General features: G+C 69.2%; 10 protein-coding genes. 4 read left to right on the top strand and 6 right to left on the bottom strand.

The window, feature by feature from the left end; translation table 11 throughout:
* The first annotated feature begins 219 nt into the window (after window positions 1-219).
* Entirely contained in the window at window positions 220-3,597 is a 3,378-nt protein-coding gene (locus ABZ795_RS00125; protein ID WP_357527520.1) for an endo-1,4-beta-xylanase, read from the top strand.
* Window positions 3,598-3,723: 126 nt separating this feature from the next.
* On the opposite strand, the gene ABZ795_RS00120 is transcribed toward ABZ795_RS00125, so the two are convergent.
* A complete protein-coding gene (locus ABZ795_RS00120; protein WP_357527518.1) occupies window positions 3,724-4,365 on the bottom strand; it encodes an NAD(P)H-dependent oxidoreductase in 642 nt (213 codons plus the stop codon).
* 119 nt (window positions 4,366-4,484) lie between these two features.
* Between ABZ795_RS00120 and ABZ795_RS00115 the strand changes: the two genes are divergently transcribed.
* Window positions 4,485-4,970 carry a MarR family transcriptional regulator gene (locus ABZ795_RS00115; RefSeq protein ID WP_357527516.1) on the top strand — a complete coding sequence of 162 codons (486 nt, stop codon included), beginning with the start codon at window positions 4,485-4,487 and terminating at the stop codon, window positions 4,968-4,970.
* A 161-nt stretch (window positions 4,971-5,131) separates the two neighbouring features.
* On the opposite strand, the gene ABZ795_RS00110 is transcribed toward ABZ795_RS00115, so the two are convergent.
* Genes ABZ795_RS00110 through ABZ795_RS00090 form a run of 5 tightly spaced genes read right to left on the bottom strand, consistent with a single transcriptional unit; the run spans window position 5,132 to window position 10,638 of the window.
* Complete coding sequence (locus ABZ795_RS00110; protein ID WP_357527514.1) at window positions 5,132-5,983, bottom strand: sugar phosphate isomerase/epimerase family protein; 852 nt, start codon at window positions 5,981-5,983, stop codon at window positions 5,132-5,134.
* 5 nt (window positions 5,984-5,988) lie between these two features.
* Window positions 5,989-7,173 carry a substrate-binding domain-containing protein gene (locus ABZ795_RS00105; RefSeq protein ID WP_357527512.1) on the bottom strand — a complete coding sequence of 395 codons (1,185 nt, stop codon included), beginning with the start codon at window positions 7,171-7,173 and terminating at the stop codon, window positions 5,989-5,991.
* An 11-nt stretch (window positions 7,174-7,184) separates the two neighbouring features.
* Entirely contained in the window at window positions 7,185-8,159 is a 975-nt protein-coding gene (locus ABZ795_RS00100) for an ABC transporter permease (RefSeq protein ID WP_357527510.1), read from the bottom strand.
* Window positions 8,156-9,130, bottom strand: coding sequence for an ABC transporter permease (locus ABZ795_RS00095; RefSeq protein WP_357527508.1), 975 nt, complete (start codon window positions 9,128-9,130; stop codon window positions 8,156-8,158). Before ABZ795_RS00095 ends, ABZ795_RS00100 begins: the two co-directional genes overlap by 4 nt.
* Window positions 9,127-10,638 (bottom strand): sugar ABC transporter ATP-binding protein, encoded by a 1,512-nt coding sequence (locus ABZ795_RS00090; RefSeq protein ID WP_357527506.1) that lies wholly within the window; start codon window positions 10,636-10,638, stop codon window positions 9,127-9,129. Before ABZ795_RS00090 ends, ABZ795_RS00095 begins: the two co-directional genes overlap by 4 nt.
* 507 nt (window positions 10,639-11,145) lie before the next feature.
* On the opposite strand from ABZ795_RS00090, the gene ABZ795_RS00085 reads away from it, so the two are divergent.
* Together ABZ795_RS00085 and ABZ795_RS00080 are read left to right on the top strand one after the other, a co-directional pair.
* Complete coding sequence (locus tag ABZ795_RS00085) at window positions 11,146-14,676, top strand: ThuA domain-containing protein (protein WP_357527504.1); 3,531 nt, start codon at window positions 11,146-11,148, stop codon at window positions 14,674-14,676.
* A gap of 280 nt (window positions 14,677-14,956) precedes the next feature.
* On the top strand, window positions 14,957-17,266 hold the full coding sequence (locus tag ABZ795_RS00080) for a cellulose binding domain-containing protein (RefSeq protein ID WP_357527502.1): 2,310 nt from the start codon (window positions 14,957-14,959) through the stop codon (window positions 17,264-17,266).
* Window positions 17,267-17,313: the final 47 nt, after the last annotated feature.

The following is a 17,313-nucleotide window of genomic DNA, read 5'->3' as shown; positions in this document are numbered from 1 at the left end:
CTCAATACCAGATGGTGTATCGCAGCACGCATCGATCGGACTACCCGACCGAGCGCGACGACAGGCGACGACAGCGCCGGACCCGCGCAACTTTCCGAAAACTTCCGGAAGTTCTGGCCATCGGGATGGGCTCGACATAACATGCACGCGCTTGGATCTGTCCGGAACCCCGATGTCAGGCACCCCCACCACTGTCCAATTTGCGTAAGGGACCAGTCGATGCGCCTGTGGAATCCGTCCCATCGATCACGACGCCGATCACGAACTTTCGCCGTACTGTGCTCGGCCGCGCTCGTCGCGGCCGTCACCGTCGCCCCCACCCCGGCCGCCGCCGCCGAGGTCGTGCTCAGCAACGACTTCGAGTCCGGCTCGTACGCCCCCTGGGGGCCCCGGGGTGAGGTGACCCTCGCCCTCGCCGAGGAGGGCCGCGACAGCGACAGCAGCCTGTCCGTCACCGGCCGCACCGCCGACTGGCAGGGCCCCGCCACCAACGCGACCACCCTGCTGCGGCCGGGCATCCGATACACCGTCAGCGCGTGGGCGAAACTTCCGGCCGGCACCGAGGGCACCGCCGGGGTGCACTTCACCGTCGAGTCGACCCCGGCCGGTGGTGGTGACAACACCTACACCTGGATCGGCGACAACGTCAGCACCACCGCCGACGAGTGGGTACGCATCGGCGGCGAGTACACCCTGCCCACCGGCCTGGACGCCGCCACCCTGTACGTGGAGGCCGAGGGCACCACCCCGTTCCTGCTCGACGACGTGCTGATCACCGCGCCGGAGGACGGCGGCGGTGGCGGGCCGGCGCCGGGCACGATCGTCATCGACACCGACTTCGAGGACGGCCTGGACAGTTGGGGCCCACGCGACGGTGGCCCGGGGGCCCCTAGCGTCACCATCACCGATGTCGCGCACGGCGGCACCTCGGCGGCACTGGTCAGCGACCGGGTCAACCAGGGTGCCGGGCTGGGTCGGGACGTCACCGGCCTGTTCACCGCCGGGGTGACCTACGAGCTGAGCGCCTGGCTGCGGTTCGCCGAGGGGCAGCCGGCCGACCAGATCTGGTTGAGCCTGGCCAGCACCACCGGGAGCAGCCAGTCCTTCAGCACCCTGGCCCAGTTCGAGACGATCACCAACTCGGGGTGGACGGAGGTGACCGCCCGGTTCACCATGCCGGCCGCGGACAGCGCCTTCCTCTACTTCGAGACCCGCTGGCAGGGCGAGGACGTGCCCGGCAACACCAGCGACTTCCTCGCCGACGACATCGTCGTACGGGTGCCCGAGCCGCCGGTCATCGAGGACCTCACCCCGCTGCACGAGACCACGGAGTTCCCGGTCGGGGTGGCCATCGACAGCCGGGAGACCATCGGGGCCCCCGCCCAACTGCTGACCCGGCACTTCAACCAGATCACGGCCGAGAACCACATGAAGCCGGAGGCCTGGTACGACGAGGCGGGCAACTTCCGCCCGCACGAGCAGGCGCTGACCATGATGGACTTCGCCCGCGACAACGACCTGCGGGTCTACGGTCACGTGCTGGTCTGGCACAGCCAGACCCCGGCCTGGTTCTTCACCGACTCCGCCGGGCAGCCGCTGACCACCTCGGCGGCCGACCAGCAGGTGCTGCGAGAGCGGCTGCGTACCCACATCTTCAACGTCGCCGAGTCGATGAGCGAGCGGTACGGCAAGTTCGGCTCCCCCACCAACCCGCTGTACGCCTTCGACGCGGTCAACGAGGTGGTCAGCGACAGTGGCGAGTACAGCGACGGCCTGCGCCGCAGCGAGTGGTACCGGATCCTCGGTGAGAGCTTCATCGACCTGACCTTCACCTACGCCGACGAGGCGTTCAACGAGGTCTACGCCGCCGAGGGCGCGGAGCGGCCGGTCACCCTGTTCATCAACGACTACAACACCGAGCAGAGCGGCAAGCAGGCCCGTTACCTGGCCCTGGTGCAGCGGCTGCTGGCCCGTGGGGTGCCGGTGCACGGGGTGGGCCACCAGTTCCACGTCTCGCTGGCCATGCCGATCAGCGCCCTGGAGACCGCGCTGGAGACGTTCGCGGATCTGCCGGTCACCCAGGCCGTCACCGAACTCGACGTCACCACCGGCACCCCGGCCACCCAGGCGAAGTTCATCGACCAGGGCTACTACTACCGGGACGCCTTCCGGATCTTCCGGGCGTACGCCGATGATCTGCTGACCGTCACGGTCTGGGGGCTCACCGACGGGCGTTCCTGGCGCTCCGGCAACGGCGGGCCGCTGCTGTTCGACGACAACCTGCGCGCCAAGCCGGCCTACTACGGGGCGGTCGACGGTGAGCTGCCGGCCCGGCTGCGTACCGCCAGCGTCTTCGCCGGTGAGGTGCCGCTGACCGCCGCCGCGCCGACGGACCTGACCTGGCGCAAGCTGCCGCTGCACGAGGTGGAGGACGTCGCCCGGTTCCAGCTGCGGTGGGCGCCGGACCACCTGACCGCGTACGTGACGGTCGACGACACCACGGTCTCCGACACCGACCGGGTCAGCTTCGTGCTGGGCGGCGAGACCTACCACGTGTCCCGCGACGGCAGCGGTGACGTGCCGGCCGTGGCCGCCGACCGGGAGGGCGGCTACCACCTGGTCGCCCACCTGCCGCTGTCCGCAGCGGCCGAGGGTGACACCCGCACCCTGGACGTGCAGGTGCGGGACGACGACACCACCTCCGGGTGGAACACCCCGGGGGCGGTGGGCACCCTGACCCTGGTCGAGGAGCTGTCGTACCTGGAGGTGCGGCAGGCCGCCGAGGCGCCGGTGATCGACGGCTCGGTCGACGCCGCCTGGGCTAACGCCACCACGGTGACCACGGACAAGCAGGTCTCCGGCACCGACGGGGCCAGCGCCCAGGTCCGTACCCTCTGGCGGGGTCAGACCCTGTACGTGCTGGCCGAGGTGACCGACCCGGTGGTGGACGTCTCCGGCTCGGACCCCTGGATCCAGGACTCCGTGGAGATCTACGTCGACGCCGGAAACTTCAAGAACGGCAGTTTCCGGTACGACGACACCCAGATCCGGATCAACGCCGACAACGTGGTGTCGTTCGGCACCGGTGACGAGGGGTTCCAGGCGAACCGACTGGAGAGCGCGACCGTTCGCACCTCGACGGGGTACACCGTGGAGGCGGCGATCAGCCTGCTCGAATACGGTGGTCTGGACACCTTCCACGGCTTGGACTTCCAGGTCAACGACGCCTCCGAGGGCACCCGGACGAGCATCCGCAACTGGGCCGAGCAGGAGGGTGCGGGCTACCAGAGCACCGCGCGTTGGGGAGTCGGCCGGCTGGTGGCCGGGTCCAATGTCGAGGTGGCTCTGAAGACCTTCACCCGGTGGTACTCCGACAGCGGTGGCGGCTACTGCGCGACCATCACCGCGACGAACACCGGCGACAAGCCGGTCGACTGGTCGGCCACCGTGCAGCTCGAAGGCGACATCTACGACGCCTGGAACTTCAAGCGGGAGCGTCTCGCCGACGGTAGCTACCGGATCAGCGGGGTGGCCTGGAACCGCACCCTGAAGCCGGGGGCCAGCACCTTCAGCGTGGGCTACTGCGCCAACCTGTAACGCACCGCACGACAGGAGGGCACATCCGGCCGGATGTGCCCTCCTGCGTCACCGGGCCGGTTAACTGCCGGCGACTCGAGTACGTTCGAGGCCGCTCGACGCGTTCGGCCGATCGGCTCAACCGGGTCAGGCGCGGCCGGCGCCGAGGGCCTTACCCACCTCCCGGGCGGACTGCAACGCTCCGGCGTGCATCTGCGCGGCCGTGTCGGTGAAGGAGTCGAGCGCGGGGTTGACCCCGACGAGGGTGAACTCCCGTTCGATCACGGTGAGGTCGGCGCCCCAGCAGTCGGCGATGATCCGACGCAGGTACGGGGTCGAGTGGTCCCACCCCTCGCGGGGAGTTCCGGCACCGTACGCCCCGCCCCGCACGGTGGCGAGCACGGCCGGCTTACCCGCCAGGAACGACTGGCCGGTCACCCGAGGGTCGGCGAACACCACATCCACGTACGTCTTGAAGTGCTGGGAGACGCCGTAGTTGTAGAGGGGTACGGCGAACAGCAGTGCGTCGGCGGCGAGCAACTCGTCCACGAGGGCAGCGGCCAGGGCGACCGCCTCCCGCTGCTCGGCGGTGTGCTCCTCGGTGGGGGTCATGCCGGCGGACAGCGCCGCGGCCCAGAGGGTCGACGGCAGGGTGTCCACCCCGATGTGACGACGGGTGACGGTGTCGCCGGGGTGAGTGGCCAGCCACTCCTGCTCGACGAGGTCGGCGATCTCGCGACTGGCCGAACCGTGCGAACGGATGCTGGCGTCGAGACGGAACAAGGTCACTGGGACTCCCGGATGAGTAGGTTCAAGGTTGAACCCACTCTAGACGAGTCTGTTCAAGCTTGAACAGAAAGAGAGTTCCCTCACTTCGACGGCCGGTGGACGGCCGTACCCTTGGGGACATGCCCGAGGAACCTCGGTGGTTGACCGACCACGAGCGCGACGCCTGGCTTGCGCTGGCCAAACTGATGTTCAACCTGCCGGGCGCCCTCGACGCCCAACTCCTGCGGGACAACCATCTGACCCTGTTCGACTACTTCGTGCTCAGCGTCCTGTCCATGACCCCCGGACGCACCATGCGGCTCAGTGACCTGGCCAACCACCTCAGCTGCTCGCTGTCCCGCCTGTCGAACGTCGTCAAGCGTCTCGAACAACGCGGACTGCTCCGCCGCGCGCCCGACCCGGACAGTCCCCGCTACACCATCGCCGCCCTCACCGACGCGGGGTGGGATCTGGTGGTCGCCGCCGCCCCCGGTCATGTCGCGGCCGTCCGGCACTACGTCATCGACGGTCTGACCCCGAGCCAGATCGACGCCCTGCGTGAAGTGGCCTGCCACGTGACCCGCCAGATCTCCCAGACCTCGGAGACCGGTCCGCGCCCCCACTGACGACCGGGCGGCGCGAGGTCCCGCGCTCGCGTGGACCTGCGGTGACCGGGTGGTGGGGCGGGCCCGACCCCCACCCCACCACCCGGGGATCAGTTCCGCGGGGCCCACTGCTGGTTGGTGCCGCCGTGGCAGTCCCACAGCCAGCGTGGTCGCCCCGCAGCTCAGCCGAGGATTCCGCGCAGGTAGGCCAGGCCGTCCAGGGCCAGCCGGTCCGGGGAGGGGGCCAGGGGTCGCCAGATGGAGGCGGCGGTGGCGATGGTGTCGTTGTCCGGGGTGAACGACTCGATGCAGACCGCCCCCCGGTACCCGGTGGTGGCCAGCACGGCCAGCAGCCGGGGCCAGTCCAGGTGGTCGGCCCCGGGCGCCCCCCGGTTGGTGCCGCTGACCTGTACGTGTTTGAGGTGCGGGCCGGCGATGGCGAGGGCGGCGTACGGGTCGGCCTCCTCGATGTTCATGTGATAGGTGTCGATCATCAGGCCGACGTTCGGGGGCAGACCGTCGATCAGATCCAGGGTCTGCTCGACGGTGTTGACCACGCTGGTCTCGTAGCGGTTGAGGGCCTCCACCCCGATGGACACCCCCAGCTCCCCGGCGTGCTCGGCGACCGGGGCCAGGGCCTTGCGGAAGTCGGCGTAGCAGGCCGCCCGCTCGGCCCCGGTCATCCGCCAGGTCCGGCCCACGGAGGCGTAAACCGGCCCACCGACCGTCGGGGCACCCAGGGCCGCCGCGGCCGCCACACAACCCCGCAGGTACCCCGCCGTGGCCTCGACGACCTGCGGCGGCGCGTCGACCAGGTCCCGGCCGGGCGGGGTGACCGCGCAGACCCCGGCCGCGCTCAGGCCGTGGGCCGCCAGCAGGTCCCGGGTCCGGGCGGGGTCCCAGTCCCCCGGCTGCTCGATCGGCAGCTCGACCGCGTCGAAGCCGAACCGGGCGATCCGGGGCACCAGCTCGGCCAGGGCCGTGTCGTCGACCGGGGAGGCCCACACCCAGGGGTTGACGCCGATCTCGAACATCGGACCTACTTCCAGCGCTGGGGGTACCCGGGCAGGTCGGTGCAGCCGCACATCGCGTAGTGCAGCGGCGGCATGTCCGGGTCCAGGTAGCTGTCCAGGTTGTCCTGGGTGATCGTCGGCTGGGGCAGCTTCCAGGGGCTGGGCACCGGCTGGCCGTCGAGGACCCGCAGGGCCGCGATGATCGGGGTGCGCCACTGGTAGGTCGGGTAGGTCGGTGCGATCGCGCTCAGGCCGGCCTCCTTCCACACCTTCAGGAAGTCGAGCTGGTCCTCGCCGTTGATCGGGGGCACCGGCTTGCCGGCGTCCTGGAAGGCCTCGACGGCCGCCACCGCCACCGCCCCGGCGTCCATCCAGACCCCGTCGATGGTGCCGTACCGCTGGAGGTAGTCGTCGACGATCTTCTTGGTCTTGGCCGGGTCGCCGTCGGTGAACTCGACCCCGACGACCTCCACCCCGGCCTTGTCGAAGGCGACCTTGGCGGCGGACCAGCGGGTCTCCAGCACGTCCACCCCGGGCAGGATGCGCAGGGCCAGCACCTTGCCGCCGGGCTTCATCCGCTGGCTGACGAACTCGGCCCCGACGTGGCCGAAGCCGTACCCGCCGATGGGGTTGATGAAGGTCACCGGGCAGTTGGTGTCGACCCCCCGGTCGAAGACGATGACCGGCAGGCCGGTACGGCAGGCCGCCTCGACCGCCGGGGTCAGGGTGGCGGTCGTGTTCGGCGAGACGATCAGGGCGTCACAGTCGCGGCCCAGCAGGTCGTTGAGGTCGGCGATCTGCTTCTGGTCCTTGCCTTCGGCCTCGACGTGCACGAACTCCTTGATCCGGTCGGCCTGCGCGGCCACCTCGGCCTGCATGGTCTTGAAGCCGACCTGCCGCCAGGGGTTGTTCAGGGCCGCGTTGGAGAAACAGATCTTGTACGGGCCGGGCTTCTTGAAGGTCGTGGTCTCCGTCATGGTCGGGTTGAGGGCCTGCTCCCACGGCTTGTCGGCCGGCCCGGTCGCCGTGGCGTCCAGCAGGGCCAGTTCGGCGTCGTAGTCGGCCTGGTCGAAGAACTTCGACTGCTCGCCGGTGCCGGCGCCCGCCGGTGCGGAGGGGCTGCCCGATCCGGTGGCCACCGGGGTGTCCGTGGCGCAGCCGGCGAGGGTCAACAGGGTCACCGCGGCCAGCGCGGTCAGGCAACGTTTCAACGGAGGTCCCCTTATCTGGATGAGAGACGCCGGGCCGTGACCGCCACGGCGATCAGGATGATGGCGCCCTGCACGCTCGGCCGGAGCGCGCCGGAGACGCCGGAGAAGTTCATCAACGCGAAGAGCAGTTCCAGGGCCAGGGCGCCGAGCATCGCGCCGAGCACGGAACCCCGGCCGCCACCGAGGGCCACCCCACCGAGGACGACCGCGGTGATGGCGCCGAACTCCAGGCCCGCGCCGGCCTGGAAGGACACCCCGCCGTAGCCGCCGATCAGGATCGCGGCGACCGCCGCGGCCAGGCCACTGAGGACGAAGGCGATGGTGCGGGTACGCCACACCCGTACCCCGCTCAACTCGGCGGTGCGGGGGTTGTCGCCGACCGCGACCAGGGTCCTACCGAAGTCCGAGCGCATCAGCAGCATCGCGGCCGCCGCCAGGACCAGCAGGACCAGCAGGGCGTACGGGATTCGGCCGAGCAGCGGCACCTCCTCGACGGCGCGTCGGCCCAGTTGGCGGAACTGTTCGCTGAGACCCCCCTTGGGGGCGCCGTCGGACCACAGGTAGACCGCCCCGACGAGGATCAGGAACATGCCGAGGGTGGTGACGAAGGAGGGCACCCGCAGCCGGGTGGTGATCAGACCATTGACCAGGCCGACCAGGGCGCCTCCGGCGAGCAGCACCAGCACCACCGGCCAGGTCCGTGACCCGTCGCTGTCGATCAGCCGGGCGGCGACCACGACCTGCGCGGTGACCAGGGATCCGACCGAGAGGTCGAACTCGCCGGAGACGATGACGAAGTACTGGCCGGCGGCGAGCAGGATGATCGGCGCCGACCGGCCGAGGAAGGACATCAGCGAGGGCGGGGTGAGGAAGTCGGGCTGCCGGATCCCGATGAGCACCAGCAGCACCGCCAGCAGCGCCAGGATCGGCAGGAGTCCACCGGGCCACCGCCACCGGGCGCGGCGGGCGACGGTCTGGGTGCTCACGGGGCCGCCTTCCGCAGGGTTCGCCGGGCGTAGACGGCCACCGCGGCGATGATGATCACGCCTCGGACGACCTGCTTGGCGAAGGAGTCCACCGCCAGCTGGTTGAAGATGGCGTCGATGCCGGCCAGCAGCAGCACCCCGCCGAGGGTGCCGACCACCCCGCCCCGTCCGCCCGCCAGGGCGGTGCCCCCGATCACCACCGCCGCGATCGACTCCAGGTCGTAGAGGCCCTCCGTGCCGACCCGGGGTGCTCCGGAGCCGAGTCGGCTGGCCAGGTAGATCCCGGCCAGCCCGGCGCACAGGGAGCAGAGCACATGGGCGGTCACCCGGACCCGGTCGTTGCGGACCCCGGAGAGCCGGGCGACCTCCGGATCACCGCCGACGGCGATCAGGTGGTGACCGAACCGGGTCCGCGACAGCAGGAGCCAGCCGGCCCCGGCGACCAGGAGCAACAGCAGGAAAGCCAGGGGTACGGGTCCGACCCGCTGGTAGCCGAGGGTCTGCACCAGGGCCGGGGCGGTGCTGCCGGCCGGACCGTCGTACCTGCTGTCCAGGTAGCCCTTGAGCAGCAGCCCGACGCCCAGGGTGGCGATGAAGGAGTTGATCCGCAGGGTGGTGACCAGCAGGCCGTTGAACAGCCCGATGCCGGCGCAGACCAGCAGGGTGAGGCCGACGGCGGGCAGCAGGGCCCCGTCGCGGCCGTTCATCGTCTCGGCCGCCACCAGGGTGCTCAGGCTGACCACGTACGCCACCGACAGGTCCAGCGAACCGCCGAGGATGACCAGGGTCTGCCCTACCGCGACGAACCCCAGGCCGGTGGCGACATGCAGCAGGCTGACCGTGGTGGACTGGTTGAACAGTTGCCCGCCGTCGATCGCGACGACCAGCCAGCCGATCGCCAGGGTCAGGCCCAGGGCCACGAAGACCCCCGGCACCGGTCGGCGGGCGGGCGACAGGGGCAGGGCGCTCACGCCGCCGTCTCCCGTACGGTCCCGACCGCCAGGGCCAGCACGTCCTGCTCGGTGGCCCCGGCGGGCAGTTCACCGGCGATCCGACCGTCCCGCATGACGATCATCCGGTCGCTCATGCCGAGCAGCTCGGGCAGCTCCGAGGAGATCATCAGCACGGCCGCGCCGTCGCGGGCCAGTCGGCGGACCAGGTCATGGATGGCCGACTTCGCCCCCACGTCGATGCCCCGGGTGGGTTCGTCGAAGATCAGGATCCGCGGGTCGACGGCCAGCCAGCGGGCCAGGACGACCTTCTGCTGGTTGCCGCCGGAGAGGTAGCGGATCTCCTGGTGGTCGCCGGCCGCGCGGACCTCGACGGCGGCCAGCAGGTCCCGCACCCGTACCGTGCGGGCGGCGCGACCGGAGCGGCGGGCGAAGACCGCACGGCTGGCCAGCAGGGCGTTGTCGAGCACCGACTGGCGGGCGACGATCCCCTCACCCTTGCGGTCCTCGCTGACGTAGGCGATCCGGGCCCGCATCGCCGTACGCGGGGAACGGATCCGGATCGGGGTGCCGTCCACGGTGATCTCGCCCGTGCTGAAGGGCACCGCCCCGAACAGGGCCCGGGCCAGCGCGGAGCGCCCGGAGCCCTGCAGGCCACCGACGCCGAGCACCTCCCCGGCGCGTAGCGCCAGGTCGATGTCGCGCAGCTTCCGGTTGCCGCCCCGGCGCACGGCCAGCCGGACCGGGCCGATCTCCTGCCCGGTGGCCCGGTCCGGGTAGTAGTGCGACAGCTCCCGTCCGACCATGTGCCGCACCAGGTCGGCGGGGGTGGTGTCGGCGGTACCCAGGGTGGTGACCCGTCGACCGTCCTTGAGCACGGTGATCCGGCCGGCCAGGTCGAAGACCTCGGTGAGCCGGTGGGAGACGTAGAGGATGCCGATGCCCTGCTCCTGGAGGCGGCGTACCAGGCCGTAGAGCAGGGCCACCTCGTGGTCGGCCAGGGCGGCGGTGGGCTCGTCCATGATGATCAGTCGGGCGTCCAGGGCCAGGGCCTTGGCGATCTCGACGACCTGCTGTTGGGCGACGCTGAGCCGGCTGACCGGGGCCTCGGCGGGCAGGTTCGTCTCCCCGACCGAGGCCAGCAGGCGTCGGGTCGAGTCGAGCATCCGCCGCCGGTCGACCAGGCCCCGGCGTACCGGTTCGTGGCCCAGGTACACGTTCTCCGCGACGGTGCGCTCCGGCAGCAGGTTGAACTCCTGGTGGATGATGCCGATGCCGGCCCGCTGGGCGGCGCGGGGACTGTGGAACACCTGTGGCGCTCCGGCCAGGTGGATGGTGCCGGCGTCCGGGGAGTACACCCCGGAGACGATCTTCATCAGGGTGGACTTGCCGGCGCCGTTCTCGCCGACCACGGCGTGCACCTCGCCCGCCGCCACGTCGAGGTCGATCCCGTGCAGGACCCCGACGCCGAGGAAGGACTTGCCGATGCCGCGGAGGGCGAGCAGGGCGTCCGGGCCTCGATCTGGCATCGCCAATCCTCACGCATAGTAGTCAAAGGCGAGAGCTTTCCACGGCTTCCGGCCATCCTCCGGCCGCCGACCCGCCCGGTTCCCGCCTCGCAAGCGGCACTTTGTGTGGTCGTGCTCAAACTTTCGCTTGACATGACCAAAACATCACACGTATGAAGATAGATGTTCGGATATGAGTTCGCAATCCCCCACCTGGCAGCGAGTTTGGATCTAGCGGCAGGCCAGGTGAGCGTGCATCGCGGTGCATCCAGAGGGCAGGTCACCGCCGTACGCGGCCTCACGATGTTGGCGTTAACATCTGCAATCTTCTATAAATAGAGCTTCAGGCCCGACCCCTGACCACCACGGGACAGTCGCCGCCCGGGCATGACGCTGCGTGACCACCGGCGAGTCCACCTGCCGACCGGACGACGCGACGTGGCCGACCCGCACCACACCACCACAGGTAGCTCCGCCCGCCCCGAAGGAGACGCTATGCGTCGCAGAACACCAATCGTCGGTGTGATCGTGGGTCTGTTACTGGCCCTCGCGCTGGTGAATCCCGCAACGGCGGCGCCCGCCTTCCGGGCGCTGTTGTTCACCAAGACCACCGGCTACCGGCACGACTCGATTCCCGCCGGGGTCTCGATGTTCCAGCAGCAGGCCGCGGCCGACAACTTCGAACTGGTGCACAGCGAGGACTCGTCCGTCTTCACCCCGGCCAACCTGGCCACCTTCGACGTCCTCATCATGTTCCAGACCTCCGGCATGGTCTGGACCTCGGCCGCCCAACGCCAGGCCGTGGAGGGGTATCTCGCCTCCGGCAAGGGAATCGTCGCCGTCCACAACGCCACCGACATGGGCATCGAGGGCGAGTACCCCTGGTGGGACCAGACCATCAACGCCGGTGCCCACATGCCCGAGCACTCCCCCGGGGTGCTGCCCGGCACGGCGATCGTGGCCGACAAGAAGCACCCCTCCACGGCCGGCCTGCCGGACCGCTGGAACCGCAGCGAGGAGTGGTACAACTTCGACAAGAACCCCCGGGGCGACGTGCACGTGCTGGTCACCGCGGACGAACGGACCTACAACCCGGGATCCCGGGCGATGGGCCCGGACCATCCGATCTCCTGGTGTCGCAACGTCGGCGGCGGTCGGGTCTGGGCCACGGCCATGGGCCACGCCATCGCGTCCTACAGCGAGACCCACTTCCGCAACCATGTACTCGGCGGGGTCAAGTGGGCCGCCGGCAACCAGCCCGGCGACTGCGGCGGCACCGTCTGGGGCAACTTCGAGAAGCGCACCCTGGACGACAACACCGTGGACCCGATGGCGTTGGCGGTGGCACCGGACGGCCGGGTGCTCTACGTGCAACGCGGCGGCCAGATCAAGATCTTCAAGCCGAGCACCAACAGCACGGTCACCGCGGGCACCCTCAGCGTCTACACCGGGGGCGAGGACGGGCTGACCGGACTGGCCCTGGACCCCAACTTCGCCACCAACGGGTACGTCTACCTGTACCACTCACCGGCCAACAGCAGCACGGACATCAACCGGGTGTCCCGCTACACCCTGACCGGTGACACCTTGAACATGTCCAGCGGGGTCACCGTCATCGACATCCCCGCCTACCGGGACCGGACCTACCCGGAGCCCGGCCACACCGGCGGGTACATCGACTTCGGTCCGGACGGCAACCTCTACATCGGCACCGGTGACGACGTGGCGCCTAACCTCGACCCGAACTGGCAGGGCTACGCCCCGCTGGACTGGCGGTCGGGCAAGCACATGCTGGACGCCGCCCGTACCGCCGGCAACACCAACGACCTGCGGGGCAAGCTGCTGCGGATCCGGCCCTCGGCCGGTGGTGGGTACACCATCCCGTCCGGCAACCTCTATCCGCAGGGCACCGCGCAGACCCGTCCGGAGATCTACGCGATGGGCTTCCGCAACCCCTTCCGGTTCTCCATCGACCCGGCCAACGGCTGGGTCTACCTGGCCGACTACGGGCCAGACCGCAATCCCCCGACCACCAACCGGGGCCCGGAGGGTCTCGTCGAACTCAACGTGATCAAGGCCCCGGGCAACTACGGCTGGCCCTTCTGCCACGGCGACAACCAGCCGTACGCGCCGTACAACCCGGACACCGGTGCGGTCGGCGCCAAGTTCAACTGCTCCGCCCCGGTCAACAACTCCCCCAACAACACCGGCCTGACCAACCTGCGACCGGTGGTGGCCCCCAACATCTGGTACGGCTACGGCACCTCGCAGACCTTCCCGGAGCTGGGCTCCGGGGGCTCGGGGCCGATGGGTGGACCGGTCTACCGGTACGACCCGGCGAACCCCTCGCAGACAAAGTTCCCGCCGTACTACGACGGGGTGCACTTCTTCTACGAGTGGTCCCGCAGCTACATCAAGGAGGTGCACTTCGACTCGGCCACCGCGGTCACCCGGACCAACCCCTTCCTGACGACCAGCCGGTTCAACAAGCCGATGGACCTGGAATTCGGCCCGGACGGATCGCTGTACCTGCTGGAGTGGGGCACCAACTTCGGCGGCGGCAACAGTGACTCCGGCCTGTACCGGATCGACTACGTGCAGGGTGGGCGCTCCCCGATCGCCAAGGCCACCGGCACCCCGACCAGCGGCAACGCCCCGTTGACGGTGCAGTTCTCCAGTGCCGGGTCGATGGACCCCGACCCCGGCAACACGCTCAGCTACCAGTGGACCTTCGGTGACGGCACCACCTCGACGGCGGCCAACCCGTCGAAGGTCTACACCAGCAACGGCAACTACACCGCCCAGTTGAAGGTCACCGACAACACCGGCAAGAGCGGCTTCGCCAACGTCCAGATCACCGTCGGCAACACCGCTCCGGTGGTCACCATCACCACCCCGGCCAACGGTGGGATGCTCACCTTCGGTGACCGGGTGTCGTACCAGATCAGTGTCTCCGACCCCGGCGGGGACCCGGTCGACTGCACAAAGGTCTTCCTGAACCCCGCCCTGGGCCATGACGATCACGCACACGAGACCACGGACTATCCCGGCTGCTCGGGCACCATCCCGACCGACCTGCTCGGCGGGCACCCGGACGGGGCCAACCTGTTCTACGTGCTCAACGCCCGGTACACCGACAACGGTGGGGCGGGTGGGGCGGCGCCACTCACCGGCCACGCCCAGGTGATCCTCCAGCCCAAGCACAAGCAGGCGGAGTACTACAGCAGCCAGTCCGGCACCCGGATCATCGACCAGGCGGGCGCGCAGAGCGGCAAGCGGATCGGGGACATCTCCAACAACGACTGGATCGCCTTCACCCCGATGAGCCTGTCGGGCATCAACACGGTCAGCTACCGCCTCTCCTCCCCCTCGGGCGGCGGCACCATCGAGCTGCGGGCCGGTTCACCCACCGGCACCCTGCTGGCCACCACCCCGGTGCCGAGCACCGGAGGGTGGGACAACTACCAATCCACCCCGCCGGTGAACGTCACTCCCCTGGCCGGGACCCACACCCTGTACCTGGTCTTCAAGGGCAGCGGGAACAACTGGTTCGACCTGGACTCGCACACCTTCGGTGGGCCCGGGGTCGGCACCGGCGGCCCGGTCACCCCACCTCCCGGTGACGGGGTGGCGGGCAAGACCTGGACGCTGACCGCGCAGCACAGCGGGAAGCTGATGGATGTCAGCGGGGTCTCCACCGCCGACGGCGCCCAGATCCACCAGTGGGCGGCCACCGGCGGCAACAACCAGAAGTGGCAGGCGGTCGACGCCGGTAATGGCGCCGTCTACCTGAAGGCGGTGCACAGCGGCAAGTGCGCCGAGGTGATCGGTGGCTCCACCACGGCGGGCGCCTTCCTTCAACAGGCCACCTGCAACAACAGCAACCAGCAGAAGTTCACCGCCACCCAGACGAGCACGGCCGGGGTCTACACGGTGAAGAGTGTGCCGAGCGGGCTCTGCCTGGATGTCAACTCCGCCGCCACCACCGACGGGGCCCGACTGTTGCAGTGGACCTGCCACGGCGGCACCAACCAGCAGTGGCGGTTCAGCGCGGCCTGAGGCGGCCACAGCTGAGCGGTGACAGCACCGATCGGGACCGGCGTCGCACCACGACGCCGGTCCCGACACCCGCTACGGCCGTGGACCATGTCGGTCATCTCGCGGACGCTGTGCCAGATCGTGAAGGTGGAAAAGGTGTGGCTGGGAGTGCCAACACCACGAAGACATTTATGGGTTTGTATGGGATTTCCCCAGCCTGCCCCCCACCGCGCGACCCTCGGCAGCAAGACCCGCCCGCAGACGGGCGCTAGGCGGTTTCACATGCGCTGGGGAGGAAACGATGCTGAGATTGCTGCCGCGAAAACGCCGAGCACGACTCGGGCTGATCGGCGCCACGATCGCGGCTGTCCTACTGACAATGGGAGTCGTCCACACGGCCAGTAAAGCGGAGCATCCCGCCATACAGGAGAATCTCCTGGACTGGAATGCGCAGATCGTCGAGGCTCCGCGGCCATCGCTGGACGGGTGCTTCAACGCGACCTATCCCAAGGTCGAATGGCGGGAGACCGCCTGCGTGGATTCGCCGGCGATCCCGATGTCCCCGAACCGGGTACCGGCTGCGCGGCGGGATATCGGTGGTGGCACCGGGATGGGCATCGTGACGGAGCGACCTGCGGATGCCGGTGACATCACCAGGGCGACCGGCACGTTCGAGGATGTCAAGGACAAAGACCTGCTGACGGTGAACTCCTCCCCTACCAGCGGGCCGGTGATGGCGAACAGCTACACGCTCCAGCTCAACACCAACCGCCTCAAGGTCAAGGAGTGCGACAGTTCACCGACTCCCGGGTTGTGTGAGGGCTGGAAGCAATTCATCTTCGCCAACACCCCGCAAACCGTCCCGAATGAGCTGCCCAGCCGTCTCTACATCGACTACTGGTTGCTGGCCTACAACCCGGATGCGAGCCAGGGCAAGCCCTGCCCGACGGACTGGACCGAGGTCCCGGACGACGGCGAGGTCCACTGCTGGCTGAGACGCGAGAGGGCGGCGGGCCCGCTTCCCTACATACCGATCAGGAACATCGCGCTTCCGGGCTTCAAGCTGGAAGCGGAGACGCAGACGCAGACGGTCGGCGCGGAGACCGTCGTCGTCGACATGGTCACGTTCAACGATGGAAACCAGAACGCCGTCTCGACGTCCAGTCCGGAGGTCCTTCACGTGCTGGACGTGCCACCGCAGCCCGGCCAGGCGGGACCGGGATGGACGCAGGTCGAGTTCAACGTGTTCGGCTTCGGCAACGGATCCACAGCCGTCTTCAACAAGGAGGCCGACTTCAACCTCCGCACGACGATAGTCGACGGCAGTCCGAAGGCGCCCGAATGCAAACAAGTCGGCTACAGCAAGGAGAGGAACAACCTCAACTTCGCCAAACCGAGTGCGACCCCCACATCGCCGGCACCGGCCCTCATCATCAACCAGGCAGCCAAGAATCAGGAGCTGGCAGGCTGCAAGGCCGCCGTTGCCGTCGGCGACACTCACCAGTACACCTTCGCCGGTACGTACTACGACTTCCAGGCTACGGGTGACTTCGTCGAGGCCCGGGCCGGTACCACGTTCGAGGTGCAGACCCGCAAGAAGTCTGGCGCCCCGACCCGGCCCAACGCATCGGTGAACCAGTCAGTCGGCGTGCGGATGGGCAACACCAGGCTGGCGGTGTGCTCCGGGACCCGGCTGGTCGTGAACGGAGTCGACACCACCTTGCCCTCCGGCGAGTCACTGCTGCTGTCCACCGGAGTCGCGATCCACCGGGTGGGCAACGTCTACACGTTCAGAGACCCGTCCGGCAACCTCGTCCGCAGCACCGCCATCGCCGGCACCGTCCCGTACGTGAACCTGGGCATCAGCCTGGACTCCGCGACCCCGGCGGTGCGCGGCCTGCTAGGCAACCACAACGGTGACCCCCACTTCCTCGAAGCCAGCAACGGCGACGCCCTGCGCGTGCCGCTCTCCTTCGCCGACCTGTACGGGGTCTTCGGCAACAGCTGGCGGGTCAGCCACACCACCTCACTGTTGCGCTTCTGCGACGCCGTCGACGTGGGCAACCCGGCAGCGCCCTTCTACTCCCACCACCTCCCCGCGAATGTTCTTCAACCGGCGAGGGAGTACTGCGCCACGCTTGGTCTCGAGCCGATGTGGAATGTCTCGTGCGAGTTGGATGTCGCCGTACTCGGCCGGCAGGCTGCTGATGTCTTCGTCGGACTTCCGAAGGCCGCGGTGGACGGCAACCCCGCGCCGCCATCCCCGTCCCCATCGCCCACCGGAGGCAACAGCGCCTGCCGGATCGCCTACACAGCCCACTCCAACCCGACGTCCGCCGGCTTCACCGGCAACGTGACCATCACAAACACCGGCAACACGCCCGTGCACGGGTGGACGCTGACTTTCTCGTTCACGAACGGGCAGCGGATCACCAGCAGTTGGAACGCCGGCGTGACGCAGTCCAACGCGTTGGTGACGGCACGGAACCTCAGCCACAACGGCACGCTCGTACCCGGCGCCGCCACGTCGTTCGGCTTTCTGGGCAACAGCGGCATCTCCAACCCGCCACCGGTGGGGTGGACGCTGAACGGCACCCCCTGCACCACCTGACCCCACGGGGGGTTGGTCATTCTCGACCACTCCCGTAGACGCGAGAT

This window comes from Micromonospora sp. NPDC047134 (assembly GCF_040643455.1).
Lineage (GTDB): Bacteria > Actinomycetota > Actinomycetes > Mycobacteriales > Micromonosporaceae > Micromonospora.
The sequence above is the reverse complement of the archived record's forward strand: the minus strand, read 5'-3'. Positions and strand labels throughout refer to the sequence as shown.

Bases quoted from the DNA above. Each gene is read 5' to 3' on its own strand.
- ABZ795_RS00125 (WP_357527520.1), top strand. From the start codon at position 220: ATGCGCCTGTGGAATCCGTCCCATCGATCACGACGCCGATCACGAACT.
- ABZ795_RS00115 (WP_357527516.1), top strand. From the start codon at position 4,485: ATGCCCGAGGAACCTCGGTGGTTGACCGACCACGAGCGCGACGCCTGG.
- ABZ795_RS00110 (WP_357527514.1), bottom strand. From the start codon at position 5,983: ATGTTCGAGATCGGCGTCAACCCCTGGGTGTGGGCCTCCCCGGTCGAC.
- ABZ795_RS00090 (WP_357527506.1), bottom strand. From the start codon at position 10,638: ATGCCAGATCGAGGCCCGGACGCCCTGCTCGCCCTCCGCGGCATCGGC.
- ABZ795_RS00080 (WP_357527502.1), top strand. From the start codon at position 14,957: ATGCTGAGATTGCTGCCGCGAAAACGCCGAGCACGACTCGGGCTGATC.